Source organism: Gottschalkia purinilytica, assembly GCF_001190785.1.
Lineage (GTDB): Bacteria > Bacillota > Clostridia > Tissierellales > Gottschalkiaceae > Gottschalkia_A > Gottschalkia_A purinilytica.
Map to the genome: position 1 here is coordinate 292,926 of NZ_LGSS01000002.1, position 22,781 is coordinate 315,706.

A 22,781-nucleotide genomic window follows, 5' to 3' on the forward strand; every position below is an offset into this window, starting at 1 on the left:
ATTCACACTTTTTATATTAAATAAATTATAAATTATTAAAAATATTATCTATATAAATAATATTTTTATCCTAAGGTCTAACTATTATTCTTCTTTCTGTTATAACAAAATCTAAAGGAACATCGAACATTTGGATAGGTGCCTTTTCTAATATTTGGAAGTCATATGCAAGTCCTATCGTAGGTATACTAAAGTTTAATTTACCTAAAAATCTATCATAATATCCTGCTCCAAACCCTATTCTATAGCATCTTTTATCAAATGCTATCCCTGGTATAACTATAAGATCAATCTCTTCCGTACTAATTGGTCTTAAAAATTCTTTTTTAGGTTCCATATATCCGAAACTACTTTTTCTTAATTCTCTATAGATATCTCTTACTTCCGTTGGAACTATTCTTGTCCCCTCTTTAATGCAATACGGAACTACTACTTTTTTCCCCTCTTTGAAACAATAATCTATTAGTCGAAAACTATCTACTTCATTGTTAAAGCTTAAATATAACATAACGGTATTACTTCTTTTAAACACAGGTAATTTTACTAGTGTAGACATTGTTTTTTCACTTAGATTATCAACTAAATCTTCTGACATATTATTCCGAATATTCAATATCCTTTTCCTTATTTCCTTCTTACTTTCAACCTGCATACTATAGAACACCTCCAAAACTACTATATACTATATAGTATATATCCTCTAAATCATTATTTAATCAACCAAAGTTTTCTAAAACACAAAAAAACGAAATAGGAAAACAGCCCTATCTCGTTTTAACACAAATTTCATAATCTAGCAAGTTGGTTTTTTTCCTGTTAATGAAACGCTAAAACCACTTCTTAATCCTTCTGACTCATAATCTACATATAACTGTTCAAACATATCAGATATTTCCTCTTCAACTAATAATTTAATATCTTCTACTTTTAATATTTGGTCTTCTTCTTTTTCCTCGTCCAGAGTTAATCCAAATCTTGGACCGCTTCAACCAAATCCTGATAAATATATTCTTGCTCCCTTAGTATTATTTTGTAACATATTCTTCAATTCCTGTCTAGCTGAATCTGTTAAATTGATGTTCATATTATGTTCTCCTTTCCTATAGTATTTATATACTTAATATACCTCAAATACTATAGGTCTAAACATAATCTATTGTTTCACAATTCTTAAAGATTCTTTCATCTGATCATAAGTCATTACTCCAGGATTAATAGCTTTAATTTTTCCATCAGGCCCTATTATAAACGACATAGGTATAAGTGCCACACCATATTTACTAGCTATTTCTGATTCCTCATCTAATAGCACTGGAATTCTATACTCATTTTCTTGTATGAATTCTTCTGCTAGTGTTTTTTCTTCTCCAATATTTATAGCTAAAACCTCTATTTCATTTCTGTTTTCTAAATAAAATTTATTCAAATCAGGCATTTCTTCCCTACAAGGTTCACACCAAGTAGCCCAGAAATTTACAAAAAGATATTTCCCTTTATAATCTTTTAAAGATACTTCTTTTCCATTTAAATCTTTTAGAAATACTTCTTCTCCATTAGAATTTTTATATTTAAAATCAGGAGCTTCTTTTCCTATATCTATTGTAATAGATTTATCTTCTTTATTATTTTCTTCTTTATTTTCTTCATTATTTTTTTCTGATACCTTTTCTTTTGAATCTTTTTTAATATTATCACTATTTTTTGACTGTTTATTATTTTCTCCTTTAGATATATTCTTTATTTTGTTCATTATTTCAGGATTCTCAACTACTAATAATGCCCCTGCAGTTATTAGTATCAGAATTAGTAGTGAAACTATTATTATCATCTTGTTTTTATTCATTATTTCCTCCTATTAGTAAAATAGATTAGTTATTAAGTATAATTTGTTGAAGAAAATTAATAGCCCTAATATTACTATTATAATACCACTTATTTTCATCAGAATAGGCGTTATTTTTCCCCACTTACTCAATATATCATTTATTCTATCTATCAATACAGCACTTAGTGAACTACTTCAACTTATGAAAGAGGGAGCTTCTTGGTCAATATCTCCAACGAGACAAGTTTACCCAAGCTCTAAAGGTCGTACCGACCTCGCATTTACTAAAATTATATAGATAATTTTAGTAGATTTTTACTAGCATTTATGTCCCTATCATGTTTCGTATTACGTTCAGGACATATCCATTCCCTAAGTATCAGATTTTTCACCTCTTTATTTTTATGACCACAAACCGAACACAATTGACTACTAGCATAATTTGACGGTGCTATTATAAGTTCTGTACCATACCATTTTGATTGTTTGTAGTAAAGCTATGTCTATTAGACTTTTTACTTTTGTACTTAGGAAATCCTACTGATTTATCTCTAAAAAAGTTTTTATATGCTTTATCTAGGTTTAGTTGTACATTTGCTAAAGCTAGACTATCAACTTCTTTTAAGAATTTATATTCTTTTTTATATTGTGCTGGTGTTGGATACTTTTGGTTTTTTAATTCTTCTTTATTGTTTTTATATTTGCTATAAGTATCTATTCTATCTGATAACATTTTATTATATATAAATCTAGTACAGCCAAATGTCTTAGCTAAATATTCTCGTTGTTCTTTACTTGTATAAAAAAGATGTTATCCATCTCCCACCTATAGAGGATGGGAGAATTCCACACAGTTTGTTAAAAACATATTTTATAGTCTTATATTTTATACCTTATTGTCATTTATGTAAACTTTCATTATTGAACATTTCAAAAAATAAAAAACAACTTTTAATTTATTAGATTAAAAGTTGTTTTTTTATTCTTTATTTATAATGCAGCTTTCCCTGGTATCAAAGCATCTACTATCCCAATTACTAAAGCTCCTATTATAGCTCCTAATAGTGTTATATTAAAACCTGCTACTATAAACTTAGTTAAGTATAGTACTAGAGCAGCTACTATAAAGCCTACTATACCCCTTCCAAATGGAGTAGCATCTATTCCTGTAAAAGTCGCTATAAGATAGTCTAAAGCTGTTATAACAATAGTTGCTAATATTAAACTCCATATTCCACTTATGGTAAACCCAGGTGTAAGGAATGCACTTATAGCAACCACTATGGCTGTTACTAGTAGTCTTATAAGTATCGCAGATATATTTATACCTCTTGAATCTTCTCTATCAGCCATGATATCACCTCCATATCCTTATTATCGCTAAAAAGTATTTGTTTTATTCAAATTTAAATTTTATTTTAGTTTTTATCTACTCAAATTTACATAAGCACATTAATTTTACCTTTTTATTTTAGTATTAGTCATTTTCATATGAATAGTATAGTTTGTGTAAAAAAGGCTAAAACTATACTTAAGAAAAAAAATTATTAATGGAAGTGATAATTATGAGTATGAGTAATGTAAAATCAAGAAGGAACAATAATGCAAAGAAAAGAAGAGTACAAAAAAAATCTTCAGGACCATTATTCAAGTTAGTTTCATTAATATCATTCGCAATAATTATTCTATTAGTCATATTATCTTTTAAGTTTACTTATAAAAATGTAGTATTAGATGAGAATATAAATAGCATAAGTCCAGTTATACCTTTTATAGTATTTTTTATATTGTTTATGTACATTTCATTTATATGCAAAAATCTTATAATGAAAAGTTCCGAAAAATAATTTATGTGATTTTAGTCACACCGTTTTTCTAAAAATATGGTATTATATTCTTATATTCGTTTGATATTTTTAAGGAGGATGTAAACAATGATAACTAAAGATATGTTAATAGGTGAAATATTAAGAGCTAAACCAAACGCTGCTGAAATACTTATGCAATTTGGTATGGGATGTATAGGATGTCCTTCATCTCAAATGGAATCTTTAGAACAAGCTGCTGCTGTTCATGGACTAGACGTAGATTCAATTCTAGAAGCTTTAAACAAATAATAAAAACCCCTTAAAGTAGTTTAAAACAATTAACTTTAAGGGGTTTTTATTATTTACTTTTATATATTAAACCTAATCTAATTACTTTTCTAATAGTTCATCTAATTTAGATTTATTAAATCCTGATATTTCTTCTTCTCCAACCACTATAACAGGAACTCCCATATATCCTTTTTTAATAAGCTCTTTTCTAGCTTCAGGATCTGTTTGAACATTTCTTTCTGTATACTCTACACCTTTTTCTTTTAAATATTCTTTAGCTGTAACACAGTGTGGACAAGTATTGCTTGTATAAATAACTACATTTGACATTTAAATATTCCTCCTTAATAAAAAACTATCAATAATTTTATATTCCTATAATACCCTAATAATTCTTCTTTTAATCTACAGTAACCATTTATTTTTTTTGTAATATAATTATAGTAAGACATAGGACTTTATTCCTATTTTTTAATAGTTCTAAAGAATTAGTTTGATAGTTCCTTTTTACTGGTATATATAGTAATATTAGAATTCCATATATTTTGTATTTTATGGTAATTTAACGCAAGCACGTTATAATTATAACTGTATATTACTCCTATTGTAACTAGGACTTATGCCCCATTGTTACTAAGTCTTTTGTATGATAATAATATAATGTATAAATAAAAAATAAAAATTTAAACTAAGTGAGTGGTGAATAGTAATGATACTAAATTATATGGAAGTACTAGTTAAAGATATCTTAAATGAATTAAAGTATAGTCATAACATGTCAGAAAGTAATGATGAAAAGTTACAAAATATTCAAATTATAGCTTTAAATAATCTTCCTCCAATGTATTTTTCATCTAATGTAAGTGAAGCAGAAAAAAAGGCATTTCTTCTTGATAGACAAAGAAGAATAACCGTCTTAGCTAAAGTAGCAGAAGCAATAGATGTCGTGTGTAATAATAATTCATAAAAAAGTGTATTATAAAGTAATTATATTATTTTTTATACTATTTTATTCGTGATTTATATGCTCCAACCCTTGATTAAATAGACCTAGTACATGGTCATCATCTAATGAATAAATAGCTGACTTACCTTCTTTTCTATACTTTACAAGTCTCAAGTTTCTTAAAACTCTTAACTGATGTGATATAGCAGATTGATTCATGTCTAATAAAGAAGCTATATCACATACACAAAGATGTCGCTTAGACAAAGCATGAATTATTTTCAGTCTAGTAGGATCCCCTAAAGCTTTAAATATTTGTGATAAACGCAATACTTCTTCTTCTAATAGCATTTGTTTTTTTAAATCATTTATAACTTTTTCGTTTTTTAAAGCTATTTCGCAAATATCATCTGTAAATTTATCCTTCATATTTCTTCCTCCTTAAAGTTTGCTAATACAAAACCCCTTATTTAAAATAAGAGGTTATTATTCTTTAGGTATCGTTGGATTTAAAGGAGTCACTATCTTTCCTGTAAGAGCATCTATATAAACTATCCAGTACCCAAGTCTTTCTTCATTACTTCCGGACTTTTCAATCCAAGTTACAAAACCTGTAGCTCCTCCATATGGTTGATCTACCTTTGTAAACTTACCTGGTACTCCATATGCGTAGTATTGAATACTTTCGTTTTCTTCTATCATACCAAATATATAGTGATTATATTTTTTAATTTGAACTTGGCATGTAGTATATTTTGTTACACATCTATACGGATAATACATACTCACCAAATAGTTATAATATGGTAAAAAGCCTCTATATATGTTTCTTTTATCATAGTCTATTTCCCACCATGTATAGTTTTCAAAATTTTGTTTAAACGGCTTTACTTCTTTAAAAAACTTAAGTATATTAAGCGTATAACTAGCTATTTGCTTACTATAGTTTTCTACATTATGGAAATAATGATTCTTCGATCCATTTAAGTTATATATACTATCTTCTTTTTTTCCTTTTGATTGTATATGATCGTAATATTCATTATATCTAAATGGTTTATGTTCATCTTCTACATAATAATCTTCATCTAAAATAGTTTCTTGTTCACTATCCGTTTGCTCTAAATCATATTCTTCTTCAATTTCATTTTCAAGATAGCTATCATGGTCTTTCGTATTATATTCACTATCAAAGTAATCATCATAGTCATAATCATCGTCATCATCATAATCGTAATCGTAGTCATCATCGTCATAGTAGTCATCATCATAATAGTCTTCATATAATTCAACATAATATTCTTCTACATCTTCATTACTATCTATTTCTTCTAGCTTTGTGATTTCTGATTCTGTATCATTTGTATCATCTATGTCATTTATAATATCTTCTTCATATACATCTTCTACATTCTCTATATTAATACCTTCTGTATAATAGTTTTCAGAATTATAATTTTCTTCTTTATCTTCCTTATCATATATCTCTTCTGTGTATTCACTATTTGAAACATCTGTCTCTGATTCTACTTCTGTATCCTCTGTAACATCTGTATCTTCATGCTCTTCATTCAAGCTATAGCTTTCAATATTTACATCTAGAAGATCATTTATATCTTTATCTTGACTGAAGGTCTTTATTTTCTCTTCTTGATTATAAGAGTCTAAAGATTTGCTTTTGTCTTCAATATCTTCATCTTCTTTAACTTCTTTTGTTATTTTTTCCGAGGTATAATCTTCATTTTGTTCTCTTAATTTCTGTGATAGGATATCTTCATTCAAACTACTCATTATACCTTTTATATCGTTATCTTTTTTGTTAATATACCCTAATAGAGGCACTGTATACCTATTTTCTTTTTCTGATGATAATCTTATAAGTATAGTATTAAAATTCTCTATGTTTATTTCTGTATTTCCAACTGAATAAGAATCAAACTCGAACTCTAAAGTCCCTCTTCCACTCTTATTTACATTTAATAACCCCATAGATGTCTTTTTAAAGTTGTACTTCTTATCAGTCATAATAAGAGCTTCATATACTTCATCATCTTTTAATTTTGTATCCAACCCTTCAACATTTAAATTAATTCTACCTTTTCCATCTCTAATCTCTAGTTTGGCATGTCCTTTTGCGTTTTGTGCATCTTGTTTATCCAATATAATAAATTTTCTTTGATATGATTTTTTTGACTGCATCACTATCCCCCTCCTTTTACTCGTTATTACTAATATATGTAACATGTCGGGAATAGTGAACTAGATTAATACTTTTTTATTTAGAGTATATATTATTTGCTATATTAGCAAAATCTTCTATGCTCAAAACCTCTCCTCTTTTCTTAGGATCTATATTACATTTATTTAATATTTCGTTAATTTCATCTTTTTCTAGTCTAAGTGAACTTGAACTTAACGCATTAAGTATAGTCTTTCTTCGCTTTCCAAAAGCTGCTCTTACTATCTCAAACATTGTTTTTTCATCTTTAACATTAACTTGAGGTTTATCGTATACATCAAGCATTATAACGGCAGAATCTACATTAGGTTTTGGTATAAATACGTTTTTAGGAACATTAACTATTATCTCTGGTTTTGAATAGTATTGAACTGCAACAGATAAAGCTCCATAATCTTTATTGCCTGGTGATGCTTTCATTCTAACTGCTACTTCTTTTTGAACCATTACTACTATTTTCTCTATGGCTAGTCTCTCTTCAAGTAATCTCATTATTATTGGTGTTGTTATATAATATGGTAAATTAGCCACTACTTTAACATTTAATCCTTTAAGTCTATCTTCAATTATTTCGTTAATATTAACTTTAAGTATATCGCCATGAACTAATTCAAAGTTATCATAATCCTTTAAAGTATCTTTAAGTATAGGAATCAAAGTTTTATCTAATTCAACAGATACTACCTTTCCTGCTTTCTCACATAGTTGCTGTGTTAAAGCACCTATTCCAGGTCCTACTTCTATTATTCCGTCTTCTTTAGTTATTTCTGACTTATCACATATTTTTTCAATTATATTTCCATCTATTAAAAAATTCTGACCCAAGCTTTTAGAAAATTTAAATCCGTACTTTTCCATAATTTCTTTTATAGCATTAGGTGAATGTAATCTTTTATCCATTATATTTTTCTAGCCTCCTAATTGCTTCTGCAAATTCCTCTCTAGTTACTCCATAATTATTTAATCTTTTTAAAAACTGCTTGGAATTACAGTATCCTATTCCTAATATTCTTCCTAATATATCTCTTTTTACACTTGAAGACTCACTTCCTATAAGTCCATTATGTATAAGATCTAATTGTGAAAATTCACAAGATGGACTTATAGATTCAACTCTAGCCATATTTAGTGCTTCTATTATATCTTCTGGACTAGCATTTTCTATACCTATATCATCATCTTTTATAGCTTTATCTCTAGGCAAAAAAGCATGTTTGCAATTCTTAACATTTTTTGAAACTATCTCTCTTATTTTTTCACCAGCATAGTCTGGATCTGTAAATATTATAACTCCTCTTCTTTCTCCTGCTTTTCTTATTCTTTGTAAAGTTTCTTTAGTTATTCCAAATCCACTAGTTGCTATCATCTCAGCGTCTACTGCTTTTTTAACAGCTGCTATATCGTCTCTACCTTCTACTACTATTATCTCCTTTATCATAGTTCACCTCATATTATAAACTTTCATATCTTCTATATTATTATATGTTTTACTTTTTAGTCAATTTTATATAAAAAAGAAATCTCCATCAAAATCAATTTGACAGAGATTTCTTTTTATGAACTGAGATAATGTTAAATGATATATTATAAAATATAAACTTTTACTTGCTTTATTCCAAATGCTAATGCTTGTGCACGACTTGAGAAGAATAAATCAATTCTATTTCCCTTTATAGCTCCTCCAGTATCTTCTGCAACAGCATATCCATATGCTCCACTTCCATCCGCGTATTCAACATATAATTTACTTCCTAGTGGAATAACCTTAGGATCTACAGCAACTACTCCAGGTCTTACTTGAGTTCCCGATGCAGTAAGCCCATAATATTGATCTCCAGGTCTTTTACCTGTACTTTCAAATGATAAATCATAAGCTGTAGCAGTCATCATTATACTTTTCTTACCTTCTAATGAAGGTCCTTTTGACGCTGTGGTTTTGTTTGAAGATACTTTAGCTACTTGATTAGAACCTACAGCTTTTTTGTTGTTAATATTATTAGTATTAGTAGGGGGAGTTCTTCTTGTCGATGATCTTGATGCTATAACTATATCTTTAGTGCCTTTTTCTAACACTTCTGAAATAGGTTCTCTTATAACATTTGACTCAATAGGCTCTTTCGAAACAAGAACTCCATTTTCATATATTGCTTTGAATTTGGTTTCTTTGATTCCTTTAATTCCTTCCTGAACCTTTAGTGTCTTTCCTTTTTCTAACCCAGTGTTATTTTTAGTTACAACTTCATATTTGATTTCCTCTGTTTGAGTTTGAACTAATTCATCAACTTTTACAACGTTAATCTCCAAGTTTGATGAAATCTTAGTATCTAAAGAAGGGTTTATTTTGTCATTTTCATCATAATATACTGATAGCGAATCTAGTACCTGTTTTACTGTGTTCTTTGTTGTTTTTATTTCTGTTCTCTTATTTTCAATATTTATAGCTACTGGTAATGCTCTTTTAATTTCTATATTAAATCCGTCTTTTATTTTCTCATCTAAGGCTAAATTTATTTCATCTTTTTCGTTCATCTTCAACTTTTTCTCATTTAATAGATCTTTTACTGTATCTGATTTTGTTTTTACTTCTGTTTTCTTTCCATCAACTATTAATGAGCCTTCTTTAACATTAAAGTCATATACCCCTACTCCAACTGTTGCAGTAACTAGAATTATTGCTGTTATATAGATCATAGCAATAAATCTTTTTTTCTTAGTTAATTTTTCCATAGTATAACCTCCTAGTTTTTTTGGGCTCTTTTGTATTGTATTCTAATTTAATTCTTTTGTCAAATTTCTTTTATCATTATGTAACTGATTTGTAATAAATCACTAAGGCTAAATGAATTAACCACCTAGCCTTAGTTTGAATAATTTTATTATATGATGTTTTTTCTATTTATATGCATATTAAATAAATATTAACAAATATTGAATGTATTTTCTATTCTTCTAGGTCATCCACTTCTTCTATTTCTAATTCTTCTTCTAAATCTATATCTTCTATTTCTATATTCTCTATTTCTATGTCCTCATTTTCATATAAATCTATGTCTTCTATCTCTATGTCCTGTTCATCAAGTGGATATAAAGGATATAGTCCATAATCTTCATATTCACTAAAATCATAGGCTTCTGGATATATATCTTCTAAGTATGAAGAGTCTATATCGTCATAATTATAATAATCATAACTATCTTCATAATAGTCATAGTTATCATAAAAATCTGACTCTATTAAAGAATCATATTCATAATCTGTAGCCATTAAGTAACCATCTTCCATCCTAGGTATAGGATTTGAACATCTACAATGCTTTAAGCAACGCATTACACATTTTCTTAACTTTGGATTAGTCATTACCATTAAGTTAAGGTCCATTCCTCGATGTATTGGATACATATGACGAGGAGGACAAGGGTACGCTGGCATCATAGGATATCTACGGTCAGGATATTTAGGTTTTCTAATTGGTCTTAGTTCTGGACACTTTGGTTTCTTTGGCTTTGGACATGGTTTTGGTTTTGGACATGGCCTTGGCTCAGGACATGGCTTTGGCCTCGGACATGGCCTTGGTTCAGGACATGGCTTTGGCCTCGGACATGGCCTTGGTTCAGGACATGGCTTTGGTCTCGGGCATGGTCTTGGCTCAGGACATTTTTCTTCAGGCTTCTTTGGATAAGTTGGTTTTCTTTTTGGCTCTTCTTTACGAGGTCCTCTATACCTTAACATATTCAACACTCCTTTAAAATAAAATTATATTAATCTATAACATTATATGGATCTTGATATATAAACGTTACTATTAAAATAACTTAGAAGTGTTGCATATACTCCATGTCAATAAAGCTTTGAATTATTATCGTCAACAGATTTGCCTCTCTTTAGCTACACAACTAATTTTAACCAATAATAGGTAAAATAGACTATATTTTAGTCTACATATTTTAGTCCTATATCGAAAATTTCCTAGGAAATGTGACAAAAAAATAAGACATTATTGTTATTTTAAGAAATCTTTTTATAATTCATATAGCCTTAAAATAACTATAATGTCTTTAATTGATATATTTTGTTATGTTGTTTTTTTAATCTATTTATATATTAAATAGTCGTTTTGTATTTTCATTTGTTATTTTTACTAGTTCATTAAAAGAAATATCTTTTAGCTCTGCAATCATTTCAGCTATATATCTCACATAAGAAGGATCATTCCTTTTACCTCTATAAGGTTCTGGTGACATATATGGCGAATCTGTTTCTATCAATAGCCTTTCTAACGGTATTTCTTTTGCAACTTCCTTTGGCTTTTTGGCATTCTTAAATGTAACGGGTCCTGCAAATGATATATAAAATCCTAACTCTATATATTTTTTTGCCATTTCTAGACTTCCAGAAAAGCAATGTATAACTCCTAAAAGATTTCCATCTGCTTCTTGTTTTATAATATCATACACTTCTTGTCCTGCTTCTCTTTCGTGAACTATTATAGGTAAGCTAAGCTCTTTTGCTAACTTTATTTGTTCTTTAAACCACTTTTTTTGAATATCTCTTGGAGAATTATCATAGTGATAATCTAATCCTATTTCCCCTATTGCTATAACTTTATCCTTTTTAGCAAGAGATCGTAGTATTTCTATTGTAGATTCATCCATATCCTTAGAATCATGAGGATGAACCCCTACTGCTGCATATATATTATCATATTCTTGGGCCATTGATACTGCCTTTACTGATGACGATACGTCAGCTCCTGGATTTATTACTAATTCTACTCCAGATTTTTCTAAACCTTTTATAAGTTTATCTCTATCATCATCAAATCTTTTATCATCTAAGTGAGCATGACTATCTATTAGCATATTCCTTCCTCCTTAGTTTCACACATCATCTAATAGTTGCAAGACTCTCTTTCTGTAAAAATGACATCTATTAAATTTATCAAATTAAGCATATAGTTTAATCTTTAATTTGATATTTTTCAAATAGAACTTCCATTTATCTTACTTTAGCTCCACTTTTAATGTCTTCTAATGTACTTGCCAAGGTAAGTTTCTTTCCTTTATCTGCTGCTAAAATCATACCATGTGATTCTATTCCTCTTAATTTCACAGGCTTTAAATTATATACCAATATTACCTTTTTACCTATTAAGTCCTCTGGATTATAATACTTTGATATACCTGATACAACTTGTCTTGTTTCATCTCCAACTTGAAGTTGTAATACTAATAATTTGTCTGCATCAGGATGTTTTTCCGCCTTAATTACTTCAGCTACTCTTAAATCAATTTTATCAAAATCATCTATAGTTATTATATTATCATCTTCTTTTTCTTCTTCCTTATTAAGTTCTCCTTTTCTCATCTTAACAAATTTATCATTAGCTTCATTTAGTCTATCTAGTTCTTTTTTAAGATCTAATCTTGGGAACATTGGACCTGCTTTTATAACTTTTACTCCTGACTTTAATTCTCCCCATGTACTTAGACTTTCCCAGTTAGTTCCTTCTCCTTCTTTTATACCTAATTGTTCCCATATACTATCGGAAGTTTTCTCTAGAACTGGTCTTATAAGAACTGATATTATTCTTAATGCTTCTGCTAAGTTATATAGAACTGTATTTAATCTTTCCTTTTTATCTCCTTCTTTAGCTAGTATCCAAGGAGTAGTTTCATCTACATATTTATTAGCTCTGCCTATAAGCTTCCATATTTCTTCTAATGCATTGCTAAAGCTCAATTTATCAATATGTTCTTCTACCTTTTTAGAAGCTGATATTGCTATATTTCTTAAATCATCATCAAATTCTCCACTAGTTGTGGGGTTAGGTATTATTCCATCATTATATTTTTCTATCATTGATACTGTTCTACTTACTAGGTTTCCTAGGTCATTTGCTAGATCTGAATTTATTCTTTGTAAGAACTTCTCTTTTGCAAATGATCCATCTTGACCAAACGAAAATTCTCTTAATAAGAAATACTTTAATGCATCTACACCATATAACTCTATTAATGGTTCTGGGTATATTACGTTTCCTTTTGATTTTGACATTTTATCATTTTCAAACAATATCCATCCATGTCCAAAAACCTTTTTAGGTAGTTCTAATCCTAATGCCATTAATATAGACGGCCATATAATAGCATGAAATCTTACTATTTCTTTTCCTACAAGATGTACATCTGCTGGCCAATATTTTTTATATTCTGAATCATTATCTGTAAGGTATCCTAACGCTGTAATATAATTGCTTAATGCATCTATCCAAACATAAATAACATGTTTTTCATCAAAAGGAACTTTTATTCCCCAATCAAATGATGACCTAGTCACGCATAAGTCTTCTAGTCCTGGCTTTAAGAAGTTATTTATCATTTCATTTCTTCTTGACTCTGGAGTTAAGAATTCTTCATTTTCTTCTAGAAACTTTAATATTCTATCTTGATATTTTGAAAGTCTAAAAAAGTATGCTTCTTCTTTAGCAAGCTTTACATCTCTTTTACAATCTGGACATTTTCCATCTATTAATTGAGCTTCTGTCCAAAACGCCTCACAAGGAGTACAATAATGCCCTTCATAAACTCCTTTATAAATATCACCTTGATCATATAACTTTTGAAATATTTTTTGTACTATTTCTTTATGTTGTTCATCTGTAGTTCTTATAAAGTGATCATATGATATATCTAGTGTTTTCCATAGAGTTTTTATATTTGAAACTATTTCATCTAAGAATTCTTTAGGTTTTAATCCTTTTTCTTTTGCTACGGTTTCAATTTTTTGTCCGTGCTCATCTGTTCCTGTTACAAACTTAACATCATATCCCATTATTTTTTTAAACCTAGCTATACTATCTGCTGCAACTGTAGTATAAGTATGTCCTATGTGTAAGTTATCACTTGGATAATATATAGGTGTAGTAACGTAAAAAGTTTTTTTACTCATTTTATTTGTACCTCCTTTATAATATAAAAAAACCCTCATCTCTAAATTTTAGAGACGAAGGTTTTATATTTCTCGTGTTACCACTCTAATTTATCTAAACTTCACAGTTTAGATCTTGGTAGGTTATATTTTAACCTTGTATATTAACGGATACAAATCCGACACAGCCTACTAAAGCTTTCAGCTATATAGCTCAGGGGCCATCTTCAGAATAACTTCTAACGCTAGCTTTCACCTAATCTAGCTCTCTTTTAGATAGAAACTAAACTTACTCTTCCCTTCACTGCTTTTAATTGTATAATTTTTATCTATTGTACACTGTTTCATCAAAAACTATACAAAATAAAAGCTCTTTTGTCAATACTACCTATTTATTCCTTTTGAATTCTAATGTACTAAAAAATTTATATTAAATATATTCAAGATATTATTTTTGCTAATAAGAATATTTGCTTAACATTTTATAAAAGTTTATAAAAATATAAGTCTACATATTATAACTGAAGCCACTGCTCCTGCCAAATGTGAAATCAAAGCAGCAGGTAAAGTGTGTCTAGAATCTTTAACGCCTACTGCACCAAAATATACTGCCATAGTATAAAATATTGTTTCTGCAGAACCCATCATAGTTGATGCTACTCTGCCAATAAAAGAATCTGGTCCATAGTTATTTATAATATCTTGTACCATTGCTAATGATGCACTTCCTGATATTGGTCTTATTACAAATAAAGGTATTGTTTCTTTAGGTATTCCTACTATCTTTCCTATAGGACTAAGTACCTTAACCAAAATATCCATAGCTCCTGATTTCCTAAAAACTCCTATTGCTAAAAATATTGCAATTAAATATGGCATTATTTTTATAGCTGACTTCAATCCTTCTTTAGCACCATCTACAAAACATTCATATAAATCTACTCTTTTTATGTACCCATGTATCAATATAATTGTCATTATAAAGGGGATAATTGATATTGATATAATATTTATTATTCCAGATATATTAATCACCCTTCCCTTGCAATATTTTTACAGCAATTATTCCAACTATAGTTGAAACTGTAGTTGCTACTAAACTAGTTCCTATAATTTCTGTAGGATTAACTGATCCTGCATCTGCCCGTATTTTCAATATCGTTAAAGGAACTATTTGTATAGATGACATATTTATAACTAGAAACATACACATAGCATTCGTTGATCTTTTTTTATTTTTATTTAATGTATTCATTTCTTCCATAGCCTTTATTCCTATAGCAGTAGCTGAATTTCCTGCTCCAAACATATTTGTAACCATATTCATTACTATTGCACTCATAGCTGGATGATTTTTAGGTACTTCTGGAAATAAAAAAGATGTAATAGGAGTTAGTATTTTACTGAAACTTTTTATAAGACCTGATTTTTCAGCTATATTAATAAGCCCCATCCAAATTGACATTATTCCTATAAGACTTATTGCAAATTTTACTGCTTCCTCTGCATCTTTTATTATTGATTCATTTATTACATTTATGTTACCATTTAACACAGAAACAACTATACTTATAAATATGAGAAAAAACCAAATATAGTTTATCATTTAAAACTCTCCTAACCTTTTAATTTGCTAACCCTAGATCAGTTATTCTTAAATTTTCTATATCTTTTTATATAAACTTATATGCAAGACTTGTACAATAAATTACATAATATAGATTTAATAACTTGACATTTTTTTTAAAATGATATATAAAGAATTGTAGAATTTTATCTAAATTTGTCTTATACATTTTTAGGTATTTTCTAGAAAACTATGGAATGCGTGTTTATGAATGGCTTATAACCTTATTTTAATTTTTTAAATATTATATAGTATTTTATATGTTGACTTTTATTGGTATATATGGTACTATTTAATTTGTAAAAACAAGTCGATTTTTGACGCATTATAAACGGGAGGATGAAATTATGAAGTCAACAGGTATAGTAAGAAAAGTAGACGAACTAGGTAGAGTTGTTATCCCTATAGAATTAAGAAGAACTCTTGACATTGCTGAGAGAGACTCTCTAGAAATTTACGTAGATGGAGAGCAAATAATACTTAAAAAATATGCACCAGCGTGCATATTCTGCGGACAAGCTAAAGATGTTCATGTTTTCAAAGGTAAAAATATTTGTCCAGAATGCTTAGAAACTTTACAAAAATAAACATAGATTGATTGAAGTACCCTCTTTATTTTATTAATAAAAATAGGAGCATATGCTCCTATTTTTTTTATATTGATATACTTTCTTTATAAACTTCACTTTTAGATATATTTCTTTCCTTTGCTACCTTCTTTATTGCATCTTTTTTATTTATCCCTTGTTCCATATACATTAATATATGATCTTTTATACTCATATTTTCCCATACTTCACTTTTCATTTTTTCTATATCCTCTATAGAAGTTCCTTCTAATACAACTACAAATTCTCCTCTTGGATCTTCTTTTGAGAATTTCTCTATAGCTTCTTCAGTATTTCCTCTAAATATTTCTTCATATTTTTTAGTAAGTTCCCTTGATATAGCTATTTTTCTAATTCCTAATATTTCTTTTATGTCTTGTAATAGTACTTTTAATCTATGAGGAGATTCATAAAATATTATAGTTCTATGTTCTTTTTCAAGTTTTCTAAGTTCTTCTTTTCTCTCCTTTTTATTAGATGAGAGAAACCCTTCAAACGTAAATTTAGATGTAGGAAGTCCTGAAAGAATAAGTCCTAATATAGAAGCAGTAGCTCCTGGTAAAGCAGTGACACCTATTCCGTGTTCTATAGATAGTCTAACTAAATCTTCTCCTGGATCTGATATACCTGGCATACCTGCATCTGAAACTAATGCAATATTTTCTCCTTTCAAAAGCTTTTCTATCAGAAACTTTCCTTTTTCTTTCTTATTATGTTCATGATAACTAGTAAGAGGCTTTTTAATATCAAAGTAATTTAATAGTTTAATAGTATGTCTTGTATCTTCTGCAGCTATTAAGTCTACTTCTTTCAATGTATTCAATGTTCTTAATGTTATATCCTCTAAATTGCCTATAGGCGTTGGACATATGAAAAGCTTTCCTATTACATCCAATTTATATCGCTCCTTTAAATATCAATATTTTCCATGCCGTATATTTCATATATCTCTTTTGTATATGTTCCGTCGTCATTATATACATATAAAGGTTTTTCAAACTTAAGTTCTGGTTTTGAAGCTTTAATACTCTTTATCAGTACTAAATTAGGTTGTTTTCCAATTTTAGGATGAACAAACCTTATACTTTTAGGCTCTAACTTATATTGTCTTAATAAACATAATATATCTACTATTCTATTTGGTCTATGTACTAGAAAAAACCTTCCATTATGCTTTAAAAGTTTACTAGATACTCTTATTATGTCTTCCAGGTTACATGTTATTTCATGTCTTGATATTGCCTTTTTATCCTTTATATTTATAAGTCCACCTCCTGAAATCATATAAGGTGGATTTGATGTAACTACATCAAATTTATTTATACCAAGTTTCTCAGGAGCATTTTTTAAATCTATATTAAGTATTTCTACATCATTTTCAATATTATTCATTTTCATTGTTCTATTTGCCATTTCTGCTACTTCTTCTTGGATTTCTACTCCATAAACTTTACTAACATTATTTTTAGCATATATAAGTACTGGTATTATACCTGTTCCTGTTCCTAAATCCACAACTGTTGATCCACTTTTTATATCACAAAAATTAGATAACAGCACAGCATCCATTCCAAAACAAAAACCTTCTTTATTTTGAATTATTTTATATCCTTTACATTGAAGATCATCTATTCTTTCATTTTCTTTTAATTGTATATTTTCCATTATTTCCGCTCCTAGTGTTTTTTATTTCACTAGTATTATAACATTTATTTTCATTTACTATAATAAAGTTTATTAAAAGATAAAATTTCTCTAAAGTTATTTTTTTATTAATTTTCATAAATAAGTAATATTATAAATATATTCTAACTAGCTTATTATAAAATTAAAATAATATGTGAATTTTTATATATAAATTTAGTATGAATGTCCTTTTACTATATGATTAGAAGAAAACATGTTTTAAAAGCAATAAAAAAGACCCTATGGGTCTTTTCTTATTATTCCTATTCTGCATCAACTGGAGCATCTACAGGACAAACATTTGAACATGCTCCACAACTTATACAACCTTCTTCATCTATTACGTATTTATCATCTCCTGCGCTAATTACGCTAACAGGACACTCTGGTTCACAAGCTCCACAACTGATGCAAGCATCTGTAATTTTGTAAGCCATTAAGGTCACCTCCTTAGTTAAGTTCTTTTATAGCCTCATGATAATTTTAGCACTTATTTATACACTTTAAAAGAGTTTTTATTAATTTTCGTATAAATATTATAAACATAAATTACGACATTTTTCTACATTTTTTTCTTTATGATTGTTTAACTTAATCCTCTTTTAATAAATCTTCTAACATCTCTATATCTTCTACATCTATACCTTCTTCTTTAGCAATTTTGGTTATATCCACTTCTGTTCTTTCTTTTGTATCTTTTTTAGTATTAGCTTTTTCTAATAATTCTATCTCTTCTATTAAAAATGGAACAATTTCTTCTGTATCATCTTCACCTTTTACCTTTACTTTAGCTAATTCTAACAGAGTAACTGTTTCCATTACTATACCTTTTCCCCTAGGTGTCATTACTGTTGCACCTACTGGTGGAAGTTTTTCCAATATTTTTTCATATGTTTCATGTTCATATTTTAAGCAACACATAAGTCTGCCACATATTCCTGATATTTTTGTAGGGTTAAGAGATAAGTTTTGTTCTTTTGCCATTTTAATAGATACAGGTTCAAATTCTCCTAAGAAAGTAGCGCAACATAATGGTTTACCACAAGGTCCTAGTCCACCTATCATTTTTGCTTCGTCTCTAACTCCTATTTGTCTCAATTCTATTCTAGTTTTAAATATTGATGCTAAATCTTTTACAAGTTCTCTAAAATCAACTCTTCCATCTGCCGTAAAGTAAAATATAACTTTATTATTATCAAATGTATATTCAACATCAATAAGCTTCATATCTAGACCATGCTCTTCTATTTTTTTAAGACAAATATCAAAAGCATATGTTTCTTTCTCTTTATTTTCATTGTGCTTTTGTATATCTTCTTCTGTTGCTAGTCTTAGCACCTTTTTTAGTGGCGGAACTATTTCTTCTTCACTGACTTCTTTTGGACCCACCACAGCTTGACCGAACTCTACTCCCCTAGCTGTTTCTACTATAGCATAATCATCTTTAGATACGTCTATATTATCAGGGTCAAAGTAGTATATTTTACCTGCTTTTTTAAATCTAATTCCTACTACAGTAACCATACTATACCTGCTACTCAAAATACGGACAAATATATCCATATCGAGATTTTTACTGTTTCAACGAGTCCTGTTTTGCCTTAGCTACTACAGTTTGTATGACTCTTCACAGTCGTAAATTCCCGAAATAGCCTTCGGTACATATATAAGAGCTTGTTTTAATTAAGCTGCCTTATATTTCTTAGCATTTTTAAGGTTAATACTTGCATTTAAGTCCCTATCTATTTCTAAACCACATTCACACTTGTAGATTCTATCTGAAAGCCTTAAATCTTTTTTGATTGTTCCACAATTACTACAAGTTTTTGATGATGGATAAAACACACTTACTATCCTTATTTCAATGTTATTTTCTTTAGCTTTAGAAATGAGTTTAGTTTTAAATTCAAAGAACTTTTGATTAGCTATTACCTTTGATAAATGCTTATTTTTCATCATTCCACTAACATTTAAATCTTCAATAGTTATGTAGCTTGGTTTTTGCTTAACTATTTCTGATATAATTTTATTTACATAATCCGTTCTAATATTGGTTAGCCTTTGATGAAGTTTTTGTACCTTCACTATTTGTTTTTGGATATTTTGTCTAATAGCAGTTCCTCCCTTCATTTTTTTATCTTTCGAATTTAATTTTAAACTTTCATATTTTCTTGAAAGTTTTCTTTGTTCTCTTTTTAATTTCTTCTCTATTTTTTTAACTCTTAAAGTCTTATTTATATTCTTAAAAATCTTTTTATCTGAACAAATAGCAAAATCTTTTAATCCTAAGTCTATTCCTATACCTTCTGTATATTTTGTATTATTTGTTTTAACTGCTTCTTCTACTAATATAGATACATAGTATCTATCAAATTTTTGACTAATTGTACCACTTTTAACAATAGAATTCGTTGATATATATCCATATTCTTTAAGTCTTACCCACCCTAATGTTGGAACTTTAATTCTATGTCTTTCTACTATCCAATCAGTTTTATTATTTTTAGGAAAATAAACTTTTACATTTTGATTTTTCTTTTTCTTGAATTTAGGAAACTTTGATTTACCCTTAAAAAAGTCTTTAAATGCTTTATCTCCATTCATAATAGACTGTTTTACTGCCTTTGAAGATACTTCTTTTATCCATTTTTTATCTTCATTATTAGGAATATACTCGTTATTAAGCCATTTAGAAAAATTCATTCCATTTATAAATTTTCTTTCTTTTTCATAAGATTCTTTATTATGAGCTATATAAAAGTTATATATATATCTACATACTCCAATAGTTCTATGAATCTTCATCTTCTGTTCTGCTGTTGGCTTAATTTCTATCTTGTATGCTCTTTTCAACTTCTTCATCTCCAAAATATAATTACTTTCCCTGAGTAAGTATATCTTATTACACTTAATTACTCTTATCTATATTTCTAACAACTAATATAATCCTCCTGTATGCTTAAAAGCATAACCTCTATAGCAAGTTGATAATTTACTCTTGAAGATATACTGTCTTTAGTCTTTATTATAGTTTCTATTATATCATGTATTTTTTCTTGAGAAAGACTTTTGCAGTGTTTTGATATGATGTCAATCTTATCCATATTTATTATATATTCACTATTTCCTGCCTCTTTGTATATTAACATATCCCTAAACCACATTAACATCATATCTAAAATATCTTCTATGTTTTCTTTATTTTCATCAAAAAATTCACTTAAAGAAAATATTTTAAATTTATCACCACTTAACGTTGTATCTATAACCGTTATAACTTCTTCCCTTAACTTTTTAAATCCTTCATTTTGGTATAAATTTATAGCTTTTCCTATTATACCATTGGAAAAAGAACTTAAAAATCTAGCTTCTTCTCGTTCTATTTTATATATATCTACAAGAGCTTTTTCTACTTTATCATTACTTATAGGTGCAAATTTAATTATTTGACATCTTGATAATATCGTTGGAAGTATACTATGGCTATTCGTAACTATAAGTATAATAGTTACATATTCAGGAGGTTCTTCTAATGTTTTTAGGAAACTATTTTGAGCTTCTTGTGTCATTTTATCTATATTATTTAATATATAAACCTTTCTATTTCCCTCGTAAGGCATCATTTTTATATCTTTTTGTATAGACTCTATCTGTTCTTTTTTAAAAGAGTCTCCTAAAGGGTTTTCCAAACAAAAGTCTGGATGATTTCCAGACTCAAATTTTATACAAGATGAACATTTTTCACAAGGCTTATTATCTCCATCTTTACATAATAATGCTTTTGCAAATGTCTTTGCTAATTTTTCTTTTCCTATGGATTTCGCTCCTTCAAATAAGTAGCTATGAGCTACTTTATTAGAGCTTATGGCATTTTTAAGGCTATTTATAATACTTTCATGTCCTACTATATCATTAAAATCCATCATATTCCTCCGGTTACATATATATATCTAAGATTAGTCCCCTAATATCTTCTAGTGTTTTTAATACCTTTATATTATCTTTCTCTTTTGATAATATATCTTCTGTTAGATTGCCAAGTTCTTCATCTACTTTTTTTATAATTCCATGAACTCTATGTCTTCCTCTTCTGTCTAAAAAACTATTTTTACTAAACTTTACCATAGAATTAACAGACTCTTTCATAAACTCAGATATTAATTTTTTGTATATTAATAAGTCTTTAATATCCATATTTTTTGAAAGTTTCTCTGCCTGTTTATCTATTTTACCAAGAAGTACATCTAATTTCTCTTTTGTACTCATTTCATCTAGCTTTTCTAATTCTTTTAAAAAGTCTCCTCTTATTCCTTCCTTCTTATCTTTATTAGTTCTATTTAAATTATCAATTTGATGTGAAGATTGACTTTTTACTTCCCCTATCTTTATCATATCATATCTCTCCCAATAACTTACTCTTTTATCTAAAGTACATAGTATAGAAACTTATATTTTTTCAAATTGACTAATATCTAAAACAAATATGGTAGCTCCACCAACTTGTACTTCAACTGTATGAGGCATATAGACTGAAGATACCCATGTAGCAGGTATGGGTGCTGCTGTAATCTGTTTTCTAGTTTTACAGTATTCTTCTATTATAGATATAACATTATCCACTTCTTCTTTATTTACACCTATTAATAAAGTAGTATTTCCTGATCTTAAGAATCCTCCTGTTGAAGATAGCTTGGTAACACTATAGTCTTTATCCATAAGTGCATCTATAAGCCTCGGAGCATCTTCATCCTGAACAATCGCGATAACAAGTTTCATGAGAAACCTCCTCCTTTTTATACATTATATACAAATATGTATATTTG

Annotated in this window: 27 protein-coding genes, 1 pseudogene and 1 other annotated feature; of the genes and pseudogenes, 4 read left to right on the forward strand and 24 right to left on the reverse strand. The window is 28.3% G+C overall.

Going from position 1 to position 22,781, the window contains the following annotated elements:
- Positions 1–70: 70 nt before the first annotated feature.
- From CLPU_RS03115 to CLPU_RS03130, 5 genes and pseudogenes are all read right to left on the reverse strand, one after another.
- Positions 71–652 carry a 5-formyltetrahydrofolate cyclo-ligase gene (locus CLPU_RS03115; RefSeq protein ID WP_050354180.1) on the reverse strand — a complete coding sequence of 194 codons (582 nt, stop codon included), beginning with the start codon at positions 650–652 and terminating at the stop codon, positions 71–73.
- A gap of 501 nt (positions 653–1,153) precedes the next feature.
- On the reverse strand, positions 1,154–1,843 hold the full coding sequence (locus tag CLPU_RS03120) for a TlpA family protein disulfide reductase (protein WP_050354181.1): 690 nt from the start codon (positions 1,841–1,843) through the stop codon (positions 1,154–1,156).
- A 272-nt stretch (positions 1,844–2,115) separates the two neighbouring features.
- Positions 2,116–2,250 (reverse strand): zinc ribbon domain-containing protein, encoded by a 135-nt coding sequence (locus tag CLPU_RS18175; RefSeq protein ID WP_422717869.1) that lies wholly within the window; start codon positions 2,248–2,250, stop codon positions 2,116–2,118.
- 29 nt (positions 2,251–2,279) lie between these two features.
- A pseudogene (locus CLPU_RS16505) lies at positions 2,280–2,618 on the reverse strand (helix-turn-helix domain-containing protein); the annotation flags it as partial.
- 197 nt (positions 2,619–2,815) lie between these two features.
- Positions 2,816–3,178, reverse strand: a complete 363-nt coding sequence (locus CLPU_RS03130) for a phage holin family protein (protein WP_050354183.1) — start codon at positions 3,176–3,178, stop codon at positions 2,816–2,818.
- A 212-nt stretch (positions 3,179–3,390) separates the two neighbouring features.
- Between CLPU_RS03130 and CLPU_RS03135 the strand changes: the two genes are divergently transcribed.
- Positions 3,391–3,672 (forward strand): hypothetical protein, encoded by a 282-nt coding sequence (locus tag CLPU_RS03135; RefSeq protein ID WP_050354184.1) that lies wholly within the window; start codon positions 3,391–3,393, stop codon positions 3,670–3,672.
- An 87-nt stretch (positions 3,673–3,759) separates the two neighbouring features.
- Positions 3,760–3,942 (forward strand): DUF1858 domain-containing protein, encoded by a 183-nt coding sequence (locus CLPU_RS03140; RefSeq protein WP_050354185.1) that lies wholly within the window; start codon positions 3,760–3,762, stop codon positions 3,940–3,942.
- Between the two features lie 81 nt (positions 3,943–4,023).
- On the opposite strand, the gene CLPU_RS03145 is transcribed toward CLPU_RS03140, so the two are convergent.
- Positions 4,024–4,254: a glutaredoxin family protein gene (locus CLPU_RS03145; RefSeq protein ID WP_050354186.1), complete on the reverse strand. Its 231-nt coding sequence runs from the start codon at positions 4,252–4,254 to the stop codon at positions 4,024–4,026.
- A 379-nt stretch (positions 4,255–4,633) separates the two neighbouring features.
- Here CLPU_RS03145 and CLPU_RS03150 point away from each other — a divergent pair, with 379 nt between their 5' ends.
- Entirely contained in the window at positions 4,634–4,891 is a 258-nt protein-coding gene (locus tag CLPU_RS03150; protein WP_050354187.1) for a late competence development ComFB family protein, read from the forward strand.
- Between the two features lie 42 nt (positions 4,892–4,933).
- Here the strand turns inward: CLPU_RS03150 and CLPU_RS03155 are convergent, their stop codons facing one another.
- The 10 genes from CLPU_RS03155 to CLPU_RS03200 form a co-directional block, all read right to left on the reverse strand.
- Positions 4,934–5,299, reverse strand: a complete 366-nt coding sequence (locus CLPU_RS03155; RefSeq protein ID WP_050354188.1) for an ArsR/SmtB family transcription factor — start codon at positions 5,297–5,299, stop codon at positions 4,934–4,936.
- A gap of 57 nt (positions 5,300–5,356) precedes the next feature.
- A complete protein-coding gene (locus tag CLPU_RS03160; RefSeq protein ID WP_050354189.1) occupies positions 5,357–7,069 on the reverse strand; it encodes a hypothetical protein in 1,713 nt (570 codons plus the stop codon).
- Between the two features lie 76 nt (positions 7,070–7,145).
- The gene (gene rsmA, locus CLPU_RS03165; protein ID WP_050354190.1) at positions 7,146–8,009 is read right to left on the reverse strand and encodes a 16S rRNA (adenine(1518)-N(6)/adenine(1519)-N(6))-dimethyltransferase RsmA; all 864 of its coding nucleotides are present in this window, start codon (positions 8,007–8,009) and stop codon (positions 7,146–7,148) included.
- The gene (gene rnmV, locus CLPU_RS03170; RefSeq protein WP_050354191.1) at positions 8,002–8,547 is read right to left on the reverse strand and encodes a ribonuclease M5; all 546 of its coding nucleotides are present in this window, start codon (positions 8,545–8,547) and stop codon (positions 8,002–8,004) included. Before rnmV ends, rsmA begins: the two co-directional genes overlap by 8 nt.
- 146 nt (positions 8,548–8,693) lie before the next feature.
- On the reverse strand, positions 8,694–9,836 hold the full coding sequence (locus CLPU_RS03175) for a 3D domain-containing protein (RefSeq protein ID WP_050354192.1): 1,143 nt from the start codon (positions 9,834–9,836) through the stop codon (positions 8,694–8,696).
- A gap of 214 nt (positions 9,837–10,050) precedes the next feature.
- Positions 10,051–10,839 carry a hypothetical protein gene (locus CLPU_RS17135; RefSeq protein ID WP_050354193.1) on the reverse strand — a complete coding sequence of 263 codons (789 nt, stop codon included), beginning with the start codon at positions 10,837–10,839 and terminating at the stop codon, positions 10,051–10,053.
- 365 nt (positions 10,840–11,204) lie between these two features.
- Positions 11,205–11,969 (reverse strand): TatD family hydrolase, encoded by a 765-nt coding sequence (locus tag CLPU_RS03185; protein WP_050354194.1) that lies wholly within the window; start codon positions 11,967–11,969, stop codon positions 11,205–11,207.
- A gap of 136 nt (positions 11,970–12,105) precedes the next feature.
- The gene (gene metG / locus CLPU_RS03190) at positions 12,106–14,058 is read right to left on the reverse strand and encodes a methionine--tRNA ligase (protein WP_050354195.1); all 1,953 of its coding nucleotides are present in this window, start codon (positions 14,056–14,058) and stop codon (positions 12,106–12,108) included.
- Between the two features lie 47 nt (positions 14,059–14,105).
- Positions 14,106–14,351 (reverse strand) — a binding site (T-box leader).
- 178 nt (positions 14,352–14,529) lie between these two features.
- Positions 14,530–15,072: a spore maturation protein gene (locus CLPU_RS03195; RefSeq protein ID WP_235436093.1), complete on the reverse strand. Its 543-nt coding sequence runs from the start codon at positions 15,070–15,072 to the stop codon at positions 14,530–14,532.
- Complete coding sequence (locus tag CLPU_RS03200; protein WP_050354196.1) at positions 15,065–15,643, reverse strand: nucleoside recognition domain-containing protein; 579 nt, start codon at positions 15,641–15,643, stop codon at positions 15,065–15,067. Before CLPU_RS03200 ends, CLPU_RS03195 begins: the two co-directional genes overlap by 8 nt.
- Before the next feature lie 368 nt (positions 15,644–16,011).
- On the opposite strand from CLPU_RS03200, the gene CLPU_RS03205 reads away from it, so the two are divergent.
- Positions 16,012–16,251 (forward strand): AbrB/MazE/SpoVT family DNA-binding domain-containing protein, encoded by a 240-nt coding sequence (locus CLPU_RS03205; RefSeq protein WP_050354197.1) that lies wholly within the window; start codon positions 16,012–16,014, stop codon positions 16,249–16,251.
- A gap of 67 nt (positions 16,252–16,318) precedes the next feature.
- On the opposite strand, the gene rsmI is transcribed toward CLPU_RS03205, so the two are convergent.
- The 8 genes from rsmI to CLPU_RS03245 all read right to left on the reverse strand — a co-directional run bounded on the left by rsmI (position 16,319) and on the right by CLPU_RS03245 (position 22,734).
- On the reverse strand, positions 16,319–17,167 hold the full coding sequence (rsmI, locus tag CLPU_RS03210) for a 16S rRNA (cytidine(1402)-2'-O)-methyltransferase (protein ID WP_050354198.1): 849 nt from the start codon (positions 17,165–17,167) through the stop codon (positions 16,319–16,321).
- Between the two features lie 14 nt (positions 17,168–17,181).
- Complete coding sequence (locus tag CLPU_RS03215; RefSeq protein WP_050354199.1) at positions 17,182–17,937, reverse strand: tRNA1(Val) (adenine(37)-N6)-methyltransferase; 756 nt, start codon at positions 17,935–17,937, stop codon at positions 17,182–17,184.
- A gap of 284 nt (positions 17,938–18,221) precedes the next feature.
- Positions 18,222–18,395 carry a DUF362 domain-containing protein gene (locus tag CLPU_RS03220; protein WP_050354200.1) on the reverse strand — a complete coding sequence of 58 codons (174 nt, stop codon included), beginning with the start codon at positions 18,393–18,395 and terminating at the stop codon, positions 18,222–18,224.
- 154 nt (positions 18,396–18,549) lie between these two features.
- Positions 18,550–19,482: a PSP1 domain-containing protein gene (locus CLPU_RS03225; protein ID WP_050354201.1), complete on the reverse strand. Its 933-nt coding sequence runs from the start codon at positions 19,480–19,482 to the stop codon at positions 18,550–18,552.
- Between the two features lie 159 nt (positions 19,483–19,641).
- On the reverse strand, positions 19,642–20,820 hold the full coding sequence (locus tag CLPU_RS03230; protein WP_082154050.1) for an RNA-guided endonuclease InsQ/TnpB family protein: 1,179 nt from the start codon (positions 20,818–20,820) through the stop codon (positions 19,642–19,644).
- A 68-nt stretch (positions 20,821–20,888) separates the two neighbouring features.
- A complete protein-coding gene (gene holB / locus CLPU_RS03235) occupies positions 20,889–21,881 on the reverse strand; it encodes a DNA polymerase III subunit delta' (RefSeq protein ID WP_050354203.1) in 993 nt (330 codons plus the stop codon).
- 13 nt (positions 21,882–21,894) lie between these two features.
- The gene (locus CLPU_RS03240; RefSeq protein ID WP_050354204.1) at positions 21,895–22,350 is read right to left on the reverse strand and encodes a YaaR family protein; all 456 of its coding nucleotides are present in this window, start codon (positions 22,348–22,350) and stop codon (positions 21,895–21,897) included.
- 54 nt (positions 22,351–22,404) lie between these two features.
- Positions 22,405–22,734, reverse strand: coding sequence for a cyclic-di-AMP receptor (locus CLPU_RS03245; protein WP_050354205.1), 330 nt, complete (start codon positions 22,732–22,734; stop codon positions 22,405–22,407).
- Positions 22,735–22,781 lie beyond the last annotated feature (47 nt).